Annotated in this window: 15 protein-coding genes; 3 read left to right on the top strand and 12 right to left on the bottom strand. The window is 56.0% G+C overall.

Annotation, left to right across the window (positions count from 1 at the left end; all coding sequences use genetic code 11):
* The first annotated feature begins 162 nt into the window (after positions 1 to 162).
* Positions 163 to 1,788: an acyl-CoA synthetase gene (locus tag CPY64_RS03225; protein WP_042483804.1), complete on the top strand. Its 1,626-nt coding sequence runs from the start codon at positions 163 to 165 to the stop codon at positions 1,786 to 1,788.
* Between the two features lie 217 nt (positions 1,789 to 2,005).
* On the opposite strand, the gene pstB is transcribed toward CPY64_RS03225, so the two are convergent.
* The 5 genes from pstB to ppk1 form a co-directional block, all read right to left on the bottom strand.
* Positions 2,006 to 2,785: a phosphate ABC transporter ATP-binding protein PstB gene (gene pstB, locus CPY64_RS03220; protein WP_009463840.1), complete on the bottom strand. Its 780-nt coding sequence runs from the start codon at positions 2,783 to 2,785 to the stop codon at positions 2,006 to 2,008.
* Between the two features lie 33 nt (positions 2,786 to 2,818).
* Positions 2,819 to 3,682: a phosphate ABC transporter permease PstA gene (gene pstA / locus CPY64_RS03215; RefSeq protein WP_042483801.1), complete on the bottom strand. Its 864-nt coding sequence runs from the start codon at positions 3,680 to 3,682 to the stop codon at positions 2,819 to 2,821.
* Between the two features lie 12 nt (positions 3,683 to 3,694).
* Entirely contained in the window at positions 3,695 to 4,633 is a 939-nt protein-coding gene (gene pstC, locus CPY64_RS03210) for a phosphate ABC transporter permease subunit PstC (RefSeq protein WP_094195842.1), read from the bottom strand.
* 220 nt (positions 4,634 to 4,853) lie between these two features.
* Positions 4,854 to 5,897 (bottom strand): phosphate ABC transporter substrate-binding protein PstS, encoded by a 1,044-nt coding sequence (pstS, locus tag CPY64_RS03205; RefSeq protein WP_042483796.1) that lies wholly within the window; start codon positions 5,895 to 5,897, stop codon positions 4,854 to 4,856.
* Positions 5,898 to 5,993: 96 nt separating this feature from the next.
* Entirely contained in the window at positions 5,994 to 8,066 is a 2,073-nt protein-coding gene (gene ppk1 / locus CPY64_RS03200; RefSeq protein ID WP_054513277.1) for a polyphosphate kinase 1, read from the bottom strand.
* Between the two features lie 240 nt (positions 8,067 to 8,306).
* On the opposite strand from ppk1, the gene CPY64_RS03195 reads away from it, so the two are divergent.
* Positions 8,307 to 9,797, top strand: coding sequence for a Ppx/GppA phosphatase family protein (locus CPY64_RS03195; RefSeq protein ID WP_042483793.1), 1,491 nt, complete (start codon positions 8,307 to 8,309; stop codon positions 9,795 to 9,797).
* Between the two features lie 283 nt (positions 9,798 to 10,080).
* On the opposite strand, the gene CPY64_RS03190 is transcribed toward CPY64_RS03195, so the two are convergent.
* The 5 genes from CPY64_RS03190 to CPY64_RS03170 all read right to left on the bottom strand — a co-directional run bounded on the left by CPY64_RS03190 (position 10,081) and on the right by CPY64_RS03170 (position 15,797).
* The gene (locus tag CPY64_RS03190) at positions 10,081 to 10,863 is read right to left on the bottom strand and encodes a GNAT family N-acetyltransferase (protein ID WP_042483791.1); all 783 of its coding nucleotides are present in this window, start codon (positions 10,861 to 10,863) and stop codon (positions 10,081 to 10,083) included.
* 68 nt (positions 10,864 to 10,931) lie between these two features.
* Positions 10,932 to 12,275, bottom strand: coding sequence for a phosphoglucosamine mutase (gene glmM / locus CPY64_RS03185; protein ID WP_042483788.1), 1,344 nt, complete (start codon positions 12,273 to 12,275; stop codon positions 10,932 to 10,934).
* Positions 12,272 to 13,114, bottom strand: a complete 843-nt coding sequence (gene folP / locus CPY64_RS03180) for a dihydropteroate synthase (protein WP_042483785.1) — start codon at positions 13,112 to 13,114, stop codon at positions 12,272 to 12,274. Before folP ends, glmM begins: the two co-directional genes overlap by 4 nt.
* Before the next feature lie 23 nt (positions 13,115 to 13,137).
* Positions 13,138 to 15,051 carry an ATP-dependent zinc metalloprotease FtsH gene (ftsH, locus tag CPY64_RS03175; protein ID WP_042483782.1) on the bottom strand — a complete coding sequence of 638 codons (1,914 nt, stop codon included), beginning with the start codon at positions 15,049 to 15,051 and terminating at the stop codon, positions 13,138 to 13,140.
* Positions 15,052 to 15,158: 107 nt separating this feature from the next.
* Entirely contained in the window at positions 15,159 to 15,797 is a 639-nt protein-coding gene (locus tag CPY64_RS03170) for an RlmE family RNA methyltransferase (RefSeq protein WP_042483780.1), read from the bottom strand.
* Between the two features lie 17 nt (positions 15,798 to 15,814).
* Between CPY64_RS03170 and CPY64_RS03165 the strand changes: the two genes are divergently transcribed.
* Complete coding sequence (locus tag CPY64_RS03165; RefSeq protein WP_026485246.1) at positions 15,815 to 16,411, top strand: YhbY family RNA-binding protein; 597 nt, start codon at positions 15,815 to 15,817, stop codon at positions 16,409 to 16,411.
* Positions 16,412 to 16,508: 97 nt separating this feature from the next.
* Here the strand turns inward: CPY64_RS03165 and greA are convergent, their stop codons facing one another.
* Both greA and CPY64_RS03155 read right to left on the bottom strand, forming a co-directional pair.
* Positions 16,509 to 16,985, bottom strand: a complete 477-nt coding sequence (gene greA / locus CPY64_RS03160) for a transcription elongation factor GreA (protein ID WP_042483775.1) — start codon at positions 16,983 to 16,985, stop codon at positions 16,509 to 16,511.
* 408 nt (positions 16,986 to 17,393) lie between these two features.
* Entirely contained in the window at positions 17,394 to 18,719 is a 1,326-nt protein-coding gene (locus CPY64_RS03155) for a solute carrier family 23 protein (protein WP_042483771.1), read from the bottom strand.
* Positions 18,720 to 18,760 lie beyond the last annotated feature (41 nt).

The raw sequence follows: 18,760 nt of genomic DNA, 5'->3' as shown, positions 1-18,760 counted from the left end.
TTGGACCTTGCCACCACCCTCACGGCAGTGGCAAGCAAGCAGGACGAAAAACGGCGCATCCCCTGGCGCCGTTTTTCTTTTCTACTGATTAGCCCCGATAGGGTCATCCCGCCCGAAGCGGTAGGATGAAGGTCTGTTTCACCTTTGGGAAAAGTGTCTCTCATGCTGTCTGCTGATTCTGTTTACTCACAAAGCTACTCGGAATTTCACTGGTCCATCCCCGAGCACTACAACATCGCTCACGACACCTGCGACAAATGGGCCGATGGCTCCGGACGTCTGGCCCTGATCCAGCAATTGCCCGACGGTCAGGTCAAGCGCTACACCTTCGATCAGCTCAAAGCCTGGTCCGACTCGCTGGCCGCCGCCTGGCAAGCCCGGGGCATACAAGCAGGCGATCGTATCGCCATCTTTTTGGCGCAGGGGCTGGAAACAGCGCTGGCGCATTTGGCGACCTACAAGATTGGCGCCATTGCCATGCCCTTGTTCACCCTGTTTGGCACGGATGCGCTGCGCTACAGGCTGAATGATTCCGGTGCCAGCACCTTGATTACCGATCAACAGGGCCTGGAGACACTGCTGCCACTGCGCGAGCATCTGCCACAGCTCAAACACCTTTATCAAAGTGACAGCCAGCAGGATCAGGGCGAGGCACTGTCCCTGTGGCAAGCCATTGCCGCCCACCCTGAACCGGCACCACGTACCCTGAACACCCGCGCAGATGACCCTGCCGTGCTGATCTACACCTCCGGCACCACAGGTTCGGCCAAAGGCGCCTTGCATGCCCACCGCGTATTGCTGGGGCATCTGCCAGGCGTGGAAATGTCACACAACTTCCTGCCTACGGGTGAAGGCCTGATGTGGACGCCCGCCGACTGGGCCTGGATTGGTGGCCTGCTGGATGTGCTGCTTCCCGCCTGGCATCACGGTATACCCGTACTGGCCTACCGCTTCCCAAAATTTGATGCCGAAGCCACCTGGAAACTGATGTCCGAACATGGCGTCACGCATACCTTCCTGCCCCCTACTGCGCTGAAAATGCTGCGCCGCAGCCAATGGTCGCGCGAGCAATGGCCCCTGAAGCTGCAATCCATCGCCAGCGGTGGGGAGTCTTTGGGTGCGCAGTTGCTGGATTGGGCAAAACAGGAACTGGGCATCACCATCAACGAGTTCTACGGACAAACCGAGTGCAATATGATCGTGTCCTCCTGCTCGGCCTGGTTTCCCGGTCAGGCAGGCAAGATCGGCAAGGCTGTGCCCGGCCACAAGGTCGCAATTGTGGATGATCAGGGGCTGACTCAGAAACCCGGTGTCGAAGGCCATATCGCCGTGCAAGCCCCCGACCCAGTGATGTTCCTTGGCTACTGGCAGCGTCCCGAGGCCACGCGCGAGAAATTTGTTGGCGACTGGCTGCTGACCGGCGACAAAGGCATGCAGGACGAGGATGGCTATATTCAGTTTGTAGGCCGCGATGATGATGTCATCACCAGTTCCGGCTACCGCATTGGACCCGGTCCGATTGAGGATGGCCTGATGGGGCATCCCGCCGTCGCCATGGCGGCAGTGATCGGTGTCCCTGACCCGGAGCGTACCGAAGTCGTGAAGGCCTTTATCGTGCTCAAAGACGATGTCGAGCCATCACAAGCACTGGTCAAGGAGATTCAGGAACACATCAAACGCCGGGTGGCTGCGCATGAATACCCACGGCTGATTGAGTTTGTGGATGCCCTGCCCATGACGACCACCGGCAAAGTCATACGTCATGCTTTACGCAAATTGAGCCAGTAAACGCACAAGCTGCACGACTCAAGACCGTCGTTCCCTCCATTACCGGAGCCAACTCCACATCGCCGCGCCAAGGAATAAAAAAACACCCCAATCAGTGGACATGAATCCAGCGATTGGGGTGTTTGCCACACAGGAACGACTGTCCTGATGTGGAGGTATGGCTTTCATCAAACTCCAGACAAAGCGCCGCAAGGCAGCTCTGTCTGCAACCATCTGATTAACCGAAACGACCCGTGATGTAGTCTTCGGTTTCCTTGCGAGCCGGTTTCACGAAGATCTGGTCAGTTTCACCAAATTCCATCAGCTCGCCCAGGTACATATAGGCGGTGTAATCCGAGCAACGTGCCGCTTGCTGCATGTTGTGGGTCACGATCACCACGGTGTAGTCCGCTTTCAGTTCGGCAATCAGCTCTTCGATCTTGGCGGTGGAAATCGGGTCCAGCGCCGAGCAGGGTTCGTCCAGCAGCAGAACTTCGGGCTTGATCGCCACACCACGGGCAATACACAGACGCTGCTGCTGACCACCGGACAGGCCATTACCACTTTGGTGCAGCTTGTCTTTCACTTCGTTCCACAGCGCGGCTTTGGACAAGGCCCATTCCACACGCTCGTCCATCTCACCTTTGCTCAGGCGCTCGAACAAACGCACGCCAAAGGCCACGTTGTCATAAATGCTCATGGGGAACGGTGTTGGTTTCTGGAACACCATGCCCACCTTGGCGCGGATCAGGGAAATGTCCTGCTTGGACGTCAGCAGGTTTTCATTGTCCAGCAGGATTTCACCTTCAGCACGCTGGCCAGGGTACAGCTCGTACATGCGGTTCAGCGTGCGCAGCAAGGTGGATTTACCGCAACCGGAGGGTCCGATAAAGGCCGTGACCTTCTTTTCCTTGATAGACATGTTCACATTGCGCAGGGCATGGAATTTGCCATAGAAGAAATTCAGGTTGCGGATTTCAATCTTGGTCGATTCGTCGGAGGTAATAATTTGACTCATAGCGTTGGCCGACTAGGGCGCTCCGTGAAAACGTTATTTTTGGCGGAAAAGGCTGCGAGCCAGGATATTGATACCCAAGACCAGCAAGGTAATCAGCACCGCACCTGCCCAGGCCAGACGGTTCCAGTCCTCAAAGGGGCTGGCAGCATATTGGAAAATCACCACCGGCAAGTTGGCCAGCGGCGCGTTCATGTTCAGGGACATGAACTGGTTGTTCAAGGCGGTGAACAACAAGGGAGCCGTTTCACCCGCAATACGAGCCACAGCCAGCAGAACACCCGTCACAATACCGGGCAAGGCTGCACGGTAAGAGATGGACATCACAATCTTCCACTTGGGGCAGCCCAGAGCGGCCGCAGCCTCACGCAGGCCATTGGGGACCAGCATCAGCATATTGTCGGTAGAACGCACGACCACAGGAATTACCAGAATGGCCAGGGCCAGCGAGCCGGCCCAACCCGAATAGTGCCCCACCTGGGCCACGTACACGGCGTAGATGAACAGACCAATAATGATGGACGGTGCCGATAGCAGCACGTCGTTCAAAAAGCGGGTTGCCGGAGCCAGCCAGCCGCGCTGACCGTATTCGGCCAGATAGGTGCCGGCCAGAATGCCGATAGGCGTACCGATCAGGGTGCCGACGCCAGCCATCATGACGCTACCGACGATGGCGTTCAGCAGACCACCCTCACCACCGGGAGGCGGCGTGCTTTCCAGCAGCAGGGACCAGGCCATGGCGCTGCTGCCCTTTTCGATCAGGGTCCAGATGATCCAGAACAGCCAGAACAGGCCAAAGATCAAAGCAGCAAAAGACACCCCCAGCATCAGGCGATTAAATACCTGCCTGCGCTTGTAAATCGGGTTGCTCAGACTAATTGCAGATTTTTTATCAAACATGGTAGGTGATCCTTAGCGCGACGTGCCTTCGTTCTTGGCCAGACGCAACAAGAGCAACTTGGAGATCGCCAATACAACCGTGGTGATCAGGAACAGGATCAAACCCAGCTCCAGCAAGGCAGACTTCTGCATGCCACCGGCTTCGTTAAACTCGTTGGCCAGGGCCGACGCAATCGAGTTCGATGGCGAGAACAGCGAACTTGGCAGGTTAAAGGAGTTACCAATCACGAAAGTGACGGCCATGGTTTCACCCAAGGCACGCCCCAAACCCAGCATGATCCCGCCAATGACCCCGTTCTTGGTGAAAGGCAGAACCACACGCCACATCACTTCCCAGGTCGTGCTGCCCAGACCGTAAGCGGACTCCTTGAGCATGGGCGGAACCAGCTCGAACACGTCGCGCATCACGGCGGTAATGAAGGGGATCACCATGATGGACAGAATCAGACCGGCGGTGAACACACCAATCCCGAAGGGAGGGCCCGCAAAGATCTGGCCCAGCACAGGCACTCCGTCAAAAAAGGAGATCAGGCTGGGCTGCACATAACGCTGGAACAGGGGCACGAAAACAAACAGGCCCCACATGCCGTAAATGATGGAGGGAATGGCAGCCAGCATTTCGATGGCCGTGCCCAAAGGGCGACGCAGCCAGGCTGGCGAGAGTTCCGTCAGGAACATCGCAATCCCGAAAGAGACCGGCACTGCAATACAGAGCGCGATCAGGGAAGTGAGCAAGGTACCGGCAATGGGCACCAATGCGCCATATTCGTTATTGACCGGATCCCAGTTATTCGTCCAGAGAAAAGAGAAACCGTATTCGGCAATGGATTCCCGGCTTCCATAGATCAGGGAAATAGAGATGGCAGCCAGCAATATGAACACGAGAAACGCAAACGAGCGCGTCATGTTCTTGAAAATGCCGTCCATAAAGGCGTTCTGATTTGATTTCATGTAGACAGATGAAGGGTCAGGCCGGAATGGGACAAACGCACTGCAATCGATTTACGGATTCTGTAACAGGCAGGGCAAGTTCAGGTCCGGCAAAACGATCGGGTCACGCGCGGTGCGTCCAAGACAAAACCGTAATTTTTACATAATAAAGACGGCACCACCTAGAGGTGGGCCGTCTCACAAGATCAATTTACAACTGACCTGTATTTGAACACGAATCTTACTTCCAGACCGCAGCGCCGTCTTTGGACTTGATTTCAGCAGCCCAGGCAGCTTTGATCTTGTCGGTTACGTCTTTAGGCAGAGCCACGTAGTCCAGATCAGCAGCGGCTTGAGCGCCGTTTTCAAAGGCCCAGTTAAAGAAGTTCAGCACTTCTTTACCGTTCTCAGGCTTGTCCTGCACCTTGTGCATCAAGATGAAGGTAGCCGAAGTGATAGGCCAGGATTGTGCACCAGGCTCTTCGGTCAGAATCACACCCATGCCAGGCGTACCGGCCCAGTCTGCGTTCGCAGCAGCGGCAGCAAAGCTTTCCTGACCAGGCTGGACGAACTGGCCGTCCTTGTTCTGCAACTGGGTCCAGGACAGCTTGTTCTGCTTGGCGTAAGCGTATTCAACGTAGCCGATCGAGTTCTGCAGCTGGCGCACATAAGCGGCCACGCCTTCGTTACCCTTGCCACCCTGACCGGTAGGCCACTTCACAGCCTTGCCTTCGCCAACCTGGGATTTCCAGTCTGGGGAAACTTTGGACAGGTAGTTGGTCCAGCCAAAGGTCGTGCCCGAACCGTCGGAGCGGTGAACCACCACGATGTCCTTGTTAGGCAAGGTCAGATCGGGGTTCAGTTCTTTGATTGCTGCGTCGTCCCACTTGGTGATCTTGGCCAGGTAGATGTCGCCCAGTACTTTACCAGACAGTTTCAGCTTGCCAGGCTCGATGCCTTCCACGTTGATCACAGGCACCACACCACCGATCACGGCAGGGAACTGCAACAGGTTTTCTTTTTCCAGTGTCTCGACCTTCATTGGGTCGTCAGAAGCACCGAAATCCACGGTCTTGGCAATAATCTGCTGCTGACCACCACCCGAACCAATCGACTGGTAGTTGACGCGGTTGTTCGTTTGCTTGGCGTATTCAGCCGCCCATTTGGCATAAATTGGGTAAGGGAACGACGCACCAGCACCGGTTACGTCTGCAGCTGTGGCAGTGGCCGCAAAAGCGCTGAACGCCAGAGCAATACTTACCTTGTTGAATACACGTTTTAACATCGAGAAATCCTCTTGATGATAGTCAGATCACAGGCCCACCCTGTATGTGACGTCATAATAAACAGGCTATGTGACACGTTCATGACAGTCTGTATTTCACACACCGCCCAGACGCTGCATCATGTTCTGGTGCAGGTTGAACGGAGCGCCGCGACTGCGAATACGGCTGTACGTGCCATCCGGGCTGGCTTTCCAGGACAATTGGTTGTCACGCAGGGCATAGGTAAAGGCTTCGGCAATGACCCGCTTTTTCAGGCTGCGATCCAGTACCGGCACACCCAGCTCCACGCGGCGGAAGAAATTGCGGTCCATCCAGTCAGCCGAGGAAATAAAGACCTCTTCCTGGCCGCCATTGTAGAAATAGAAAACACGCGAATGCTCCAGAAAGCGTCCGATAATCGAACGCACCTGGATGTTATCCGACAAGCCCTTGACTCCCGGCCGCAAGGCGCAGGCGCCGCGCACGATCAGGTCTACCTTGACCCCGGCCTGGCTGGCGTCATACAGAGCTTGAATGATCTTGGGTTCCAGCAAGGAATTCATCTTGGCCATGATGCGGGCTTTCTTGCCTGCCAAGGCGCGCTCGGTTTCTGCCTGAATTCGTTCCATCATGCTGTCATGCAAGGTGAACGGCGACTGCAACAGTCGCTTCAACGGCCGCCAGGCACCCAGACCAGTCAACATGGAAAATACCTTGTCCATGTCCTCGCACACTTCCTGATTGGCGGTAATCAAACCAAAGTCCGTGTACAGCCGAGCCGTGCGTGGATGATAGTTGCCCGTACCCAGATGCCCGTAACGGCGAATCAGGCCAGCCTCTCGACGCAAGACCAGAGCCATCTTGGCATGCGTCTTGTGGCCCACCACCCCGTAACTGACGTGTGCCCCCACTTCTTCCAGCTTGGCGGCCCAATTGATATTGGTCTGCTCGTCAAAACGGGCCATCAGCTCCACGACCACCGTCACCTCCTTACCTGCACGGGCAGCCGACAGCAGAATGTTCATCAACTCCGAGTCTTCACCCGTACGGTAAATGGTCTGCTTGATACCCACGACAGCGGGGTCGGCTGCAGCGGCACGCAAAAAGCTCAGGACCGGCTGAAAGGACTGATAAGGGTGATGCAGCAACTGATCCTTGCGGGCAATCGCCTCAAAGAACTGGGCGGGAGACTCAAAAGAAGAATCAAAAGGCGCTGGAATCGGTGCGCGGTAATCCGGGAACAGCAGGTCGGGACGATCCGGGACATTGCATAGCTGCATCAGGCGCGTCAGATTGACCGGGCCGCTGACACGATAAGTGTCGGGGACATCCAGCGAGAACTCGCTTTGCAGGAAACGCTCCAGACGCTCGGGCATGGAACGGTCAATTTCCAGTCGCACAGCGGCACCGAAGTTACGTTGCGACAGTTCGCCTTGCAAAGCGGCACGCAAGTTGGTGACTTCTTCTTCGTCCACAAACAGATCACTGTTGCGGGTGACGCGCCATTGATAGCAACCCTTTACGTTCATGCCGGGGAACAACTCGCCCACAAATACGCTGATCAGCGACGTCAGCAGCATATAGCCCTGAGGGATGCCGGCAATATCGTCCGGCACCCGGATCACCCGGGGCAAGGCACGCGGTGCCTGCACAATGGCAATCGTGCCTGTACGGGCAAACGCATCCTCACCGCTCAACTCAACAATGTAGTTCAGGCTCTTGTTGTACACGCGTGGAAAGGGATGCGCCGGGTCCAGACCGATAGGCGTGAGCAAAGGCATGACATCACGCAAAAAGGTTTGATAGGCCCACTCACGCTGGGCAGGTGTCCATAGCGCGGTCAGCAGCAGCCCGATGCCCTCATCCATCAGGGTAGGCAGTACATCGTCCATCAAAAGGTCGTTTTGCTTCTCGACCAGCTGGTGAGCAGCGGCTTGCACTTTATCAAAAGCCTGCTGAGGCAAAAATCCGTCATCTCCCACTTGATGAGGATTTTGCAAAATCTGTTCTTTCAGACTGGAAATACGAATTTCAAAGAATTCATCCAGGTTAGAGCTCACGATACAGATGTAGCGCAAGCGCTCCAGCAAAGGCGTGGTCGAATTTTCGGCCATGGCCAGTACTCGCTCATTGAACTTGAGCAAGGACAACTCACGGTTTAGCAAGGTTGAATCTGGAGAAGGCAGCATGGTGAGGTCGTTAAAAAGCCAAAAAAGATGGGATCGTGAGACTTTTACTACATGAATGTTACAGCTCTATGACCCCAGAGCCATTCCAGTCTAAATCACCACCCGGGAGGCGGCGCACAAATACCCCATCACCCTTCCAACGATGCTTTCGTCTAACTTTTCTCAATTTTCCGGTTCATGTAACAAAACCCATGATTAATGTCCTTATAATCGCACAGTAATCATCCCGAGCGATGCCTCATGGAACAACTTCTTGCCGCTGTGGACCTGGGCTCCAACAGCTTTCGTTTATCCATTGGACGAGTGGTTCAGCACAACGGTCATGCCCAGATCTACACCATCGACCGCCTTAATGAATCCGTCCGACTCGCCGCCGGCATGGGCCCCGACAAGTACATTAGTCCCGATGCCATTGAACGTGCGGTAGTCATCCTGAAACGCTTTAACGAACGTCTGGCCGGTTTTCACCCCAATCGCGTTCGTGCCGTGGCCACCAACACCTTTCGTGTGGCACGCAATTTAAGCGAGGTTCTGCCCGCTGCCGAGGCGGCCTTTGGCTTTCCCATCGAGGTCATCTCCGGCCACGAGGAAGCCCGTCTGATTTTTTCGGGAATCAGCAACGAGCTGCCCCCCTCCCCCAATCGCCGTCTGATGATTGATATTGGTGGTGGATCGACTGAAGTGATTATTGGCAAGGGCTTGAAGCCCCTGCTGCTGTCCTCCCTGTACATGGGCTGTGTCAGCTATACCGACAAATTCTTTGCCGATGGCGTGATCACCGAGGAGCGCATGAGCAATGCGATTCTGACCGCCCGTCGTGAACTGGAAGGCATTACACGCCAGTACCGCAAGACAGGCTGGCAGGAAGCCTATGGCTCCTCCGGCACCGCCAAGGGTCTGGTCGCTATCCTGCAAGAGAACGGCATGTCCAAAAAGGGCATCACCCTGGAAGGCATGGAGTTGCTGCGCAAACGCCTGGTGCACGATGGCAAGGTGGACATGCGCAACCTGAGCGGCATCAAGCCTCATCGCGCGCCGGTGCTGGCTGCAGGTCTGGCCATTATGATGGCCGCCTTCCAGGAGTTGAAGATTCGCCAGATGCTGCCCGGTGAAGGCGCTCTGCGAGTGGGGGTGCTCTACGACATGCTGGGTCGCGAATCCGAGCATGATCAGCGCGACCAGACCGTGCAGCAAATGATGAAACGCTATCAGGTCGATACGCGCCAGTCGCATCGTGTGCACGACGCTGCCATGCAGTTCTTTGCACAACTGAAGCTGCCCGATACGCCCGAGGTACAGGAGTTGCAGCGCCAACTGGGCTGGGCCGCTGATCTGCACGAAGTGGGCCTGAGCATTGCGCATGCGGATTACCACAAGCACACCGCTTATGTGCTGGAACACGCCGATATGCCTGGCTTTTCCAACGACGACCAGATGTTGCTCAGCTTTCTGAGCCTGGGGCATCAAGGCAAGCTGGGCAAGCTCAAGCGCTTTGAGACCAATAACGCCTGGTGGCTGACCTTGTTGAGTCTGCGTTTGGCCGTCATGCTGATGCGTCGTCGCGAAGACAGGGAAACCTTGCCGCTGAGCCTGCAGGCTCGGGGCAAAACCGTCCAGATTCATCTGGACCATGAGTGGATGGCCAGCCATCCCCTGTCTCAAGCGTCCTTGCTGGCCGAGGTCCAGGCCTGGCAAAGCGATATCAATGATCTGAGCCTGGAGCTGGTCTGACAGGACCCGCTGGGTGCCTGGAGGCTGGGTGAGCCTGTTGAAAAACAATCCACCCGGCTTGTCAGCACTCCAGCTCAGGCTGACAGACGCTTTGACTCCCGTGTAGCTCGCACTAGCGGGCCAAACTGCTCACTGGCTCAGCCACACACAGCAGAGTCAAGCCACGTAGATCATCAAAACCTAAAAAACCCCCGAAAGTTGGATGGTCATCCAACTTTCGGGGGTTCTTTGTATCTGCAGGCCCTGTTCAGGCCCAACTTGATCAGGCCTGAGCAGTACGCAATCAGACCAGGCCAAAGTGCCGTTTATAGCGCTCATCCATGGCTTCCAGATCCAGCAGGACAGGAAAGTCTGCCGTATTGAAATCCGGATCCCAGGCAGGCGCACCACAAATTGTGGCACCCAGCTTCAGATAGCCTTTGATCAGCGGTGGAATACGCGCTGGCAAATCGCTGTTCAGTCGCTCGACCGGATAGCGATTCAAGGGCTGCACATGCGGAATGTGCTTGTTGTCCTGCATGGACTTCTGGGCCACACGCCAGACTTCGGCGGCAGTGACACCATCGTCGCGCAAGCTGACGCTGGCGCAACCCAGAAGATAGCGATAACCGCCGACTCGCGTCAGAGCAGCAATACCACCCCACAGCATCATGATGGCCGAGCCATTGCGGTAGTCGGGGTGGATGCAGGAGCGCCCAACCTCGACCAGACTGGGGCGCAGCGCATCCAGGGCGCTGATATCAAATTCGGACTCTGAGTAATAGCCGCCCGCTTTGTTCGCATTTTCAGGGGTCAGCAAGCGGTAGGTTCCCACAACCCGGTTCTCCTCGGGTTCAGTAACCATGAAATGCTCGCACCAGGGGTCGAAGCGGTCTATATCCAGACCATTATGCTGGTCTGGAAAGACGGCGTTCATTTCCTGGGTGAAAACCTGAAAACGCAAACGCTGAAGGCATTCGAGTTCTGCCTGGGTACGAGCCAGACGCAAGGCCAAGCCTCCAACGGTATGACCTGCCCAAGTATTTCCCCAATCCACTTCAGTACGTTCGCGCTCAAGATTTAGCATCGTGATGACTCCAAACACTTTTGTGCATCATGCACAAACAATGTTTCAGGTATTTGATAGCCACATTACTATTTCATTAAATCCACTGCAAGCAAGGTATCGATGCCTGCTTGAGCCAGATCGGCTTGTTCTGCTTCCACCATCAAGCGCAGCTTGGGTTCTGTGCCCGATGCGCGAATCAGCACTCGACCACGGTCACCCAACATTTGCTCCACTTCACGGGTTGCCTGTTGCAAACCTGCATGGTTTTTCCAATCCTGACCCGGCTGCAACGGCACATTGACCATAATCTGCGGGTACATCTTCAAGCCTTCCATCAAATCGGGCAGGCTTTTGCCGCTATGGCACAAGGCAGTCAGAACTTGCAGGGCGGCAATAATGCCATCACCCGTGGTGTGCCATTCCAGACACAACAAATGACCCGAGCTTTCGCCACCGAAGACCCAGCCTTTTTGCTGCATCAATTCCAGCACGTAGCGATCACCCACTTTGGCACGTGCAAATTCCACGCCCAATTCCTGCATTTTCTTCTCGAAACCCAGGTTGGTCATCAGGGTGCCAACCACGCCTTTGACGGGCTGAGACTGCAGATGATCGGCAACAATTAGATACAATAGTTCGTCGCCATTGTAGATGCGACCCTGGGAATCGACCATTTGCAGACGGTCAGCATCACCATCCAGAGCGATACCCAAATCGGCACCGTGCTTGCGCACTTCTTCGGCCAGCTTCTCGGGATAAGTTGCGCCCACTTCCTGATTGATGTTGAACCCATCAGGCTGAACGCCTACGGCAATGACCTCTGCACCCAGCTCGCGGAACACGTGCGGGGCGATATTGTAGGCAGCGCCATGAGCCGCATCCACAACGATCTTGAGCCCGTTCAGGTTCAAGTCGTTCGGAAAGGCACTCTTGCAAAATTCAATGTAACGGCCGGCCGAGTCGGCCAGGCGACGCGCACGGCCCAGGGACTCGGACTTCACCCAATGCATGGGCTGGTCAATGGCCTGTTCAATTTTCAGTTCAATCTCGTCAGGCAGCTTGGTGCCCTGGGCGGAAAAGAACTTGATGCCGTTGTCGTAATACGGGTTGTGCGAGGCAGAGATCACGATACCGGCCGTCAGGCGCAAGGTACGTGTCAAATACGCTACAGCGGGCGTCGGTACAGGGCCTGCCAGCAATACATCGATCCCGGCAGCCGACAAACCGGCTTCCAGCGCCGATTCCAGCATGTAGCCGGAAATACGGGTGTCCTTGCCAATCACCACGGTGGGGCGGCCGGTACCTTCATATTGGGCAGCCAGAACCTGGCCAGCAGCATAACCCAAGCGCAAGGCGAACTCGGGGTTAATGGTTGGGCCACCTACTTCACCGCGGACACCATCGGTGCCGAAATACTTACGATCGCTCATTCAGAGACTCCACATTCAACCGCGTTCCACACATCCAGCGCTTCGCGCGTGGCGGCTACATCATGGACACGGACAATTTTTGCGCCCCGTGCCACGCAGGCAAGGGCTGCCGATAGACTGCCAATCAAACGCTCACTGGCGGGTTTCCCCGTGACATGGCCAATCATGGATTTGCGCGACAAGCCGATCAGCCAGGGATAACCAGGCACTGCCGCCTGCTGCAAATCCCGTAGCAACTGATAATTATGTGCCGCTGTTTTACCGAAGCCAAAGCCGGGATCCAGCATGATACGCTCGGATTGAATGCCTGCGCTGACTATGGCCTCACATCGTTGTTGCAAAAAATGACGTACATCAACGACCACATCATCATAGTGAACCTGCTCTTGCATGGTCCTGGGCTCACCTTGCATGTGCATGATGCACAGGCCGCAATCAGAGTCCTTGACCGCTTCTATGGCACCGGGCATGCGCAAGGCATAGATGTCATTGATCATGTCCGCGCCGGCTGCCAGGCTGGCTCGCATGACGTCGGGCTTGAAGGTATCCACCGACAAGGCCACACCACTGTCACGCAGGCCCTCGATCAGGGGGATGACGCGCTCAAGCTCTTGTTCCAGGGAAACGGGTTCGGCACCGGGGCGAGTCGATTCGCCACCAATATCCAGAATGTCTGCGCCTTCGGCGATTAACTGGCGGGCGTGGTCCAGCGCCCGAGGCAAATCATTGTGTGTATTGCCGTCATAAAAGGAGTCTGGGGTGACATTCACAATCCCCATAACCAAAGGGCGCTCCAGCCCAAACTGGAAGCGCCCACAAGACCACTCAGGGTAATTCATGAAATAGGCTTGGCCTACGTAAGTTAAGCAACTGGCGTTGTCGCCGCGGCACCCTCGTCATCGGCTGGTTTAGGACCAGCGGCTGGCGGCGTAGAACCGTCGGAGGAATTGCTGTCATTGCTGTTGGGCACATGAGGAGCCCGTGGTGGCAAACCTTTCATGATGTCGTCGATCTGGTCGGCATCAATGGTTTCCCACTCCAGCAAAGCCTTGGCCATGGCATGCATCTTGTCGCTGTTGTCCTCGATCAGCTTGCGGGCAACGGCGTACTGCTCGTCGATGATCTTGCGAATCTCGGAGTCCACTTTCTGCATGGTGGCTTCGGACACGTGCGTTGTTTTGGTAACGCTGCGGCCCAGGAAGACCTCGCCTTCGTTCTCGGCGTATACAACAGGACCCAGGGAGTCCGTCATGCCGTAGCGAGTCACGATGTCACGAGCAATTTGCGTTGCACGTTCAAAGTCGTTCGATGCGCCGGTGGTCATTTGATTCATGAACACTTCTTCAGCGATACGGCCACCGAACAGCACGGCAATCATGTTCAACAGGCGCTCTTTGTCCATGCTGTAGCGATCGCCTTCCGGCAATTGCATGGTGACACCCAAAGCACGACCACGAGGAATGATGGTGACTTTGTGAACCGGGTCCGTCTTGGGCAGCATGCAAGCCACCAGAGCGTGACCGGCTTCGTGGTAAGCAGTGTTGCGACGCTCTTCCTCGGGCATGATCATGGTGCGGCGTTCTGCACCCATGATGATCTTGTCCTTGGCGCGCTCGAAGTCCTGCATATCCACGGTGCGACCGTTACGGCGTGCAGCGAACAAAGCAGCTTCGTTAACCAGGTTGGCCAGATCAGCACCGGAGAAACCGGGCGTACCACGAGCCAGCACCACGGCGTCCACATTGGGAGCCAAAGGCACTTTGCGCATGTGTACTTTCAGAATCTGCTCGCGACCACGGATGTCAGGCAGGCCGACCACCACTTGACGGTCAAAACGGCCAGGACGCAGCAAAGCGGGGTCCAGTACGTCAGGACGGTTGGTAGCAGCAATGACCAGTACGCCTTGGCCGGTTTCAAAACCGTCCATTTCAACCAGCAACTGGTTCAGTGTCTGTTCGCGCTCGTCGTTACCACCGCCCAGACCAGCACCACGCTGACGGCCCACGGCGTCAATTTCGTCGATAAAGATGATGCAAGGCGATTGCTTCTTGGCGGTCTCGAACATGTCGCGAACGCGGGAAGCACCCACACCCACAAACATTTCCACGAAGTCAGAACCGGAAATGCTGAAGAAAGGCACTTTGGCTTCGCCAGCAATGGCACGAGCCAGCAAGGTTTTACCGGTACCGGGCGAGCCGACCATCAGGATACCGCGCGGAATGCGGCCACCCAAACGCTGGAAGCGAGTAGGGTCACGCAGGAAATCCACCAGTTCCTGTACATCTTCCTTGGCTTCGTCGCAACCAGCAACGTCGGCAAAGGTAACTGGGTTAGTGTTCTCGTCCAGCAAACGCGCACGCGATTTACCGAAACTGAATGCCCCGCCCTTGCCACCACCTTGCATCTGGCGCATGAAAAACACCCACACGCCAATCAGGAGCAGCATGGGGAACCAGGAGATGAACAGGCTGGTCAGGAAGGAAGGCTCTTCGCGGGCTTTGCCCGATACCTGCACACCGGATTTCACCAGTTCAGGCACCATCCACAGGTCACCGGGGGACGTCAGCGAATAGCTGCGGCCAGAGTCCGGCGTGACATGCAGGGTGTCACCCTGAATATCTACCTTGCTGATGCGTCCGGAACGGGCATCATTCATGAATTGCGTGTAAGTGACGCCATCAGTGGCTGGTGGCCGGCCGTCAAACTGCTTGAAAACAGTAAACAGCACCAGCGCAATAACCATCCAGATCGCGACTTTGGAAAACGAATTGTTCAAAGCCAATCTCCTGCGATTGCGATAACTTGCCAAATATGCTTACACATACCTGAACAAGCGCCATACATAGTTCATTCTACCCGATTCAAGGACCGGCAAGTCATAAATTACCTGCCCTTCAAGCCTCGGGCAACGAGAAAGGTTTCGGCGGATTTATCGCGCGAAGCCTTGGGTTTACGCTCGACGACTCTGACAAAATTCTGCTTGAAAGATTCCACGATCTGGGAAAACCCGCTGCCATGGAAGGCTTTGACGATCAGCACACCTTCATCGGTCAGATGCTGCAGGGCAAATTCCTGCGCCAGCTCGCATAAATGCTGGATACGGGCGGAATCGGCCGATGCCACACCAGACAAGTTGGGGGCCATATCCGAAATCACAAGGTCTACGGCGGCACCTTTCAGGGATTCTTGCAATTGTTCCAGTACCGAGTCCTCGCGAAAGTCGCCTTGCATGAACTCCACACCGGCAATTGGTTCCATTTCCAATATATCCAGTGCGATAATGCGACCATTGAGCACACCGCCAGGGCCGACCATGCGTTCACGTATCAACTGCGACCAGCTGCCCGGCGTAGACCCCAGGTCCACCACCACCTTGCCCTGAACCTGAATCTTCTCCAGATCCAATATTTCACTGAGCTTGAAGGCCGCACGCGCGCGATACCCCTTTTGTTGCGCCAATTTGACGTAGGGGTCATTTATATGCTGCTGAACCCACTCTTTAGAGAATTTTTTCTTGGCCATTCCCGTACAATCTCTTTATGCCAAAACTCAACCTTACACCTCATGAGCGCAGCGAACTTCGTGCTGCTGCTCACGCTCTGCGCCCAGTTGTCCTGATTGGAGACAATGGCCTGACCGACGCCGTGATCAAGGAGATCACCGTCCACCTGCAGGCCCACCAGCTCATCAAGATCCGTGTGGCCGGTGATGACCGTCAGGCTCGTCTGACCATGTTAGAACAAATCTGCGATGCGCTCGATGCTGCCCCTATTCATCATCTGGGCAAAATCCTGACCATCTACAGACCCAATATCGAACGCCCCCCTGTTTTGGGAGCGCCTGTTGAAAAACCTACCCGTGCGGTGCGCAAGCCCTCGGAGCCTTACACGCCCAAGAAACTGGCCGCTTCCGGTGTTCAGCGTACACGCAAGACGGAACGTGCTCGCCGTGCAGAAATGCAAGCTGAACGCAGCAGCACCCAGGAGAAAAAAGCCTCGGCCGCACCGCGCAGCGTTCAAAAGTTCTCGGCGGTCAAACCGGCTGCCGCACCCCGCAGCAATACCAACCGTCCTGGCAGTGCCATGTCCTTGCGGGCTGGCGCACGTCGCGGACTGGGTGGTTCGGGCAAACGCTAAACTGCCGTAAATTATAAGGCCCCCGCACAATGTACAGGGGCCTTTCTTTTGCGCGCTTGCCCCAGCAGCAGGACAAGCCTGCTGCTTGAGGGCAACATCACACGTAATTGATGCTCAGGATTTCGTATTCACGAATACCGGCAGGTGCCTTGACCTCAACCACATCACCTTCTGTCTTGCCGATCAGGGCACGAGCCACAGGGCTGGAGATGGAGATCTTGTTGGCACGGATATCGGCCTCCACGTCACCCACGATCTGGTAGGTCACGGTATTGCCGGACTCCAGATCCTCGATCTCGACGGTTGCACCAAACACGATGCGGCCATCGGCCTCCAGCGTGGCCGGTTCGATGATCTGGGCATTGGACAACGTGCCTTCCAGTTCGGCAATCCGGCCTTCAATAAAGCCCTGACGCTCACGTGCGGCATCGTACTCGGCGTTTTCGGACAAATCGCCTTGTGCTCGCGCCTCGGCAATAGCGTTAATCACATCTGGGCGTTCCACCGTCTTGAGGCGGTGTAATTCGACTTGCAAACGTTGTGCGCCCTGCGCAGTCAATGGGATCGCAGACATAGTATTCCTGCTCAACAAGTAAAAGACGCTCCGTAGCAGGAGCGCCTGGAAAATAGGGGGATAACGATGATGGGGCGAATATTCAAGCAGGCCGATTATGCTGGCTGAAAGCCCTGCAGAGCCTACAGCGTACCGATAAACACACTGCTCAAGCCAAAACCTGCCGGCCGCCCCAATATGGCTTTCCTGACACGGAGAAACTCTGCGGCAGAAAAAAACCCCGCGAAGAACCGGGGTGTGAGATCTATTGTCGGCAAACTGCCTGAAAATAGCAAGCCCCTGGAACCCCTGTGTATAAAAACAGAAGTCGGCAGGGGCCGCTGTTTACAACAAGCTATTGCAAGGCGACTGAGCGACCCGCGACCGGGCCTGTCAGGCCCGAGCCAAGATTGATCAGCCCTGCGCCGCCTACACCATATTGTGGCGACGACCTCGCAGCAGAGCATGCAGCAAGATGGCACCGAAGGTGGCACAACCAATCCCGTCCAGACGAATGACGCCAAACTGCAAGGAGAAGTTACCAGCACCCAGAATCAGGGTGACGGCAGCAACCAGCAAGTTGCGGTTATCGCTGAAATCTACCTGGTTCACCACCCAGATACGGGCACCTGCAATAGCGATCAGACCAAACACCACAATGGACATGCCACCCAGCACAGGGCCGGGAATCGACTGGATGACGGCGCCAAACTTGGGCGAGAAACCCAGGAAGATCGCAATGACCGCTGCAAAGGCAAACACCAGCGTGGAGTAGATACGGGTAGCGGCCATCACACCGATATTTTCAGCGTAAGTCGTGACACCCGTACCACCCACCGAGCCCGACAGCATGGTTGCCACGCCATCGCCCACAAAGGCACGACCCAGATAGCCGTCCAGATCCTGGCCGGTCATGGCGCTAACGGCCTTGATGTGACCCAGATTCTCGGCCACCAGAATAATGGCTACCGGCACAATCACCGTCATGGCATGAGCCTGGAATACAGGCGCAGCAAAAGTGGGTAGCCCCAACCAGGCCGCCTCAGCAACTGGCGCAAAATTGATCGGGGTGCCGTAGCCCATCACATTGGTGAATATCCAGTACAGCACACAAGCCAGAGCCAGACCCACCAGAATCAGCAGACGCTGGGCCAGCCCACGGGTATAGACCGCAATACCGCCTACGCACAGCACGGTCATCAGGGCCATCATGGAATCGAAGGTGCCGCTGCCCATGGCGCCCTTGGCGGCGATGGGGGCCAGATTCAGACCGATCACCGCCACGATAGAGCCGGTGACAACCGGGGGCATCCAGTGGTTGATCAAGCGTGCCGCACCACCCTGAGTACGCGCATTGAACACCCAGACCAGAATACCAATCAGTGTATAGACCAGGCCGCAGATAATAATGGCCCCCAAGGCCACGCCAATATTGGGATTGGGGCCACTGCCGGCATAGCCGGTCACGGCAATCACACCACCGATAAATGCAAAGCTGGAACCCAGGTAGCTGGGAACCCGGCCACCGACAAACACAAAGAAAATCAGCGTACCAATACCTGACATCAAGATGGCCAGATTGGGATCAAAGCCCATCAACAAGGGGGCCAGAATGGTGGAGCCAAACATGGCCACCACGTGCTGAGCACCCATGGCAATGTTTTGCGGCGTGGCCAGACATTCGTCGGGCTGCACAACCGCACCGGGTTCGCTGCCGGACACACGGCGCCAACGCGGAAAGTAAGACTGAGACATAGAGGGTTCCAGAAAAGGAATAAAGAAATACAGCTGAATTT

Origin of the sequence: Alcaligenes faecalis (genome assembly GCF_002443155.1) — a bacterium.
GTDB classification, from domain to species: Bacteria; Pseudomonadota; Gammaproteobacteria; order Burkholderiales; family Burkholderiaceae_B; genus Alcaligenes; species Alcaligenes faecalis.
The sequence above is the reverse complement of the archived record's forward strand: the minus strand, read 5'-3'. Positions and strand labels throughout refer to the sequence as shown.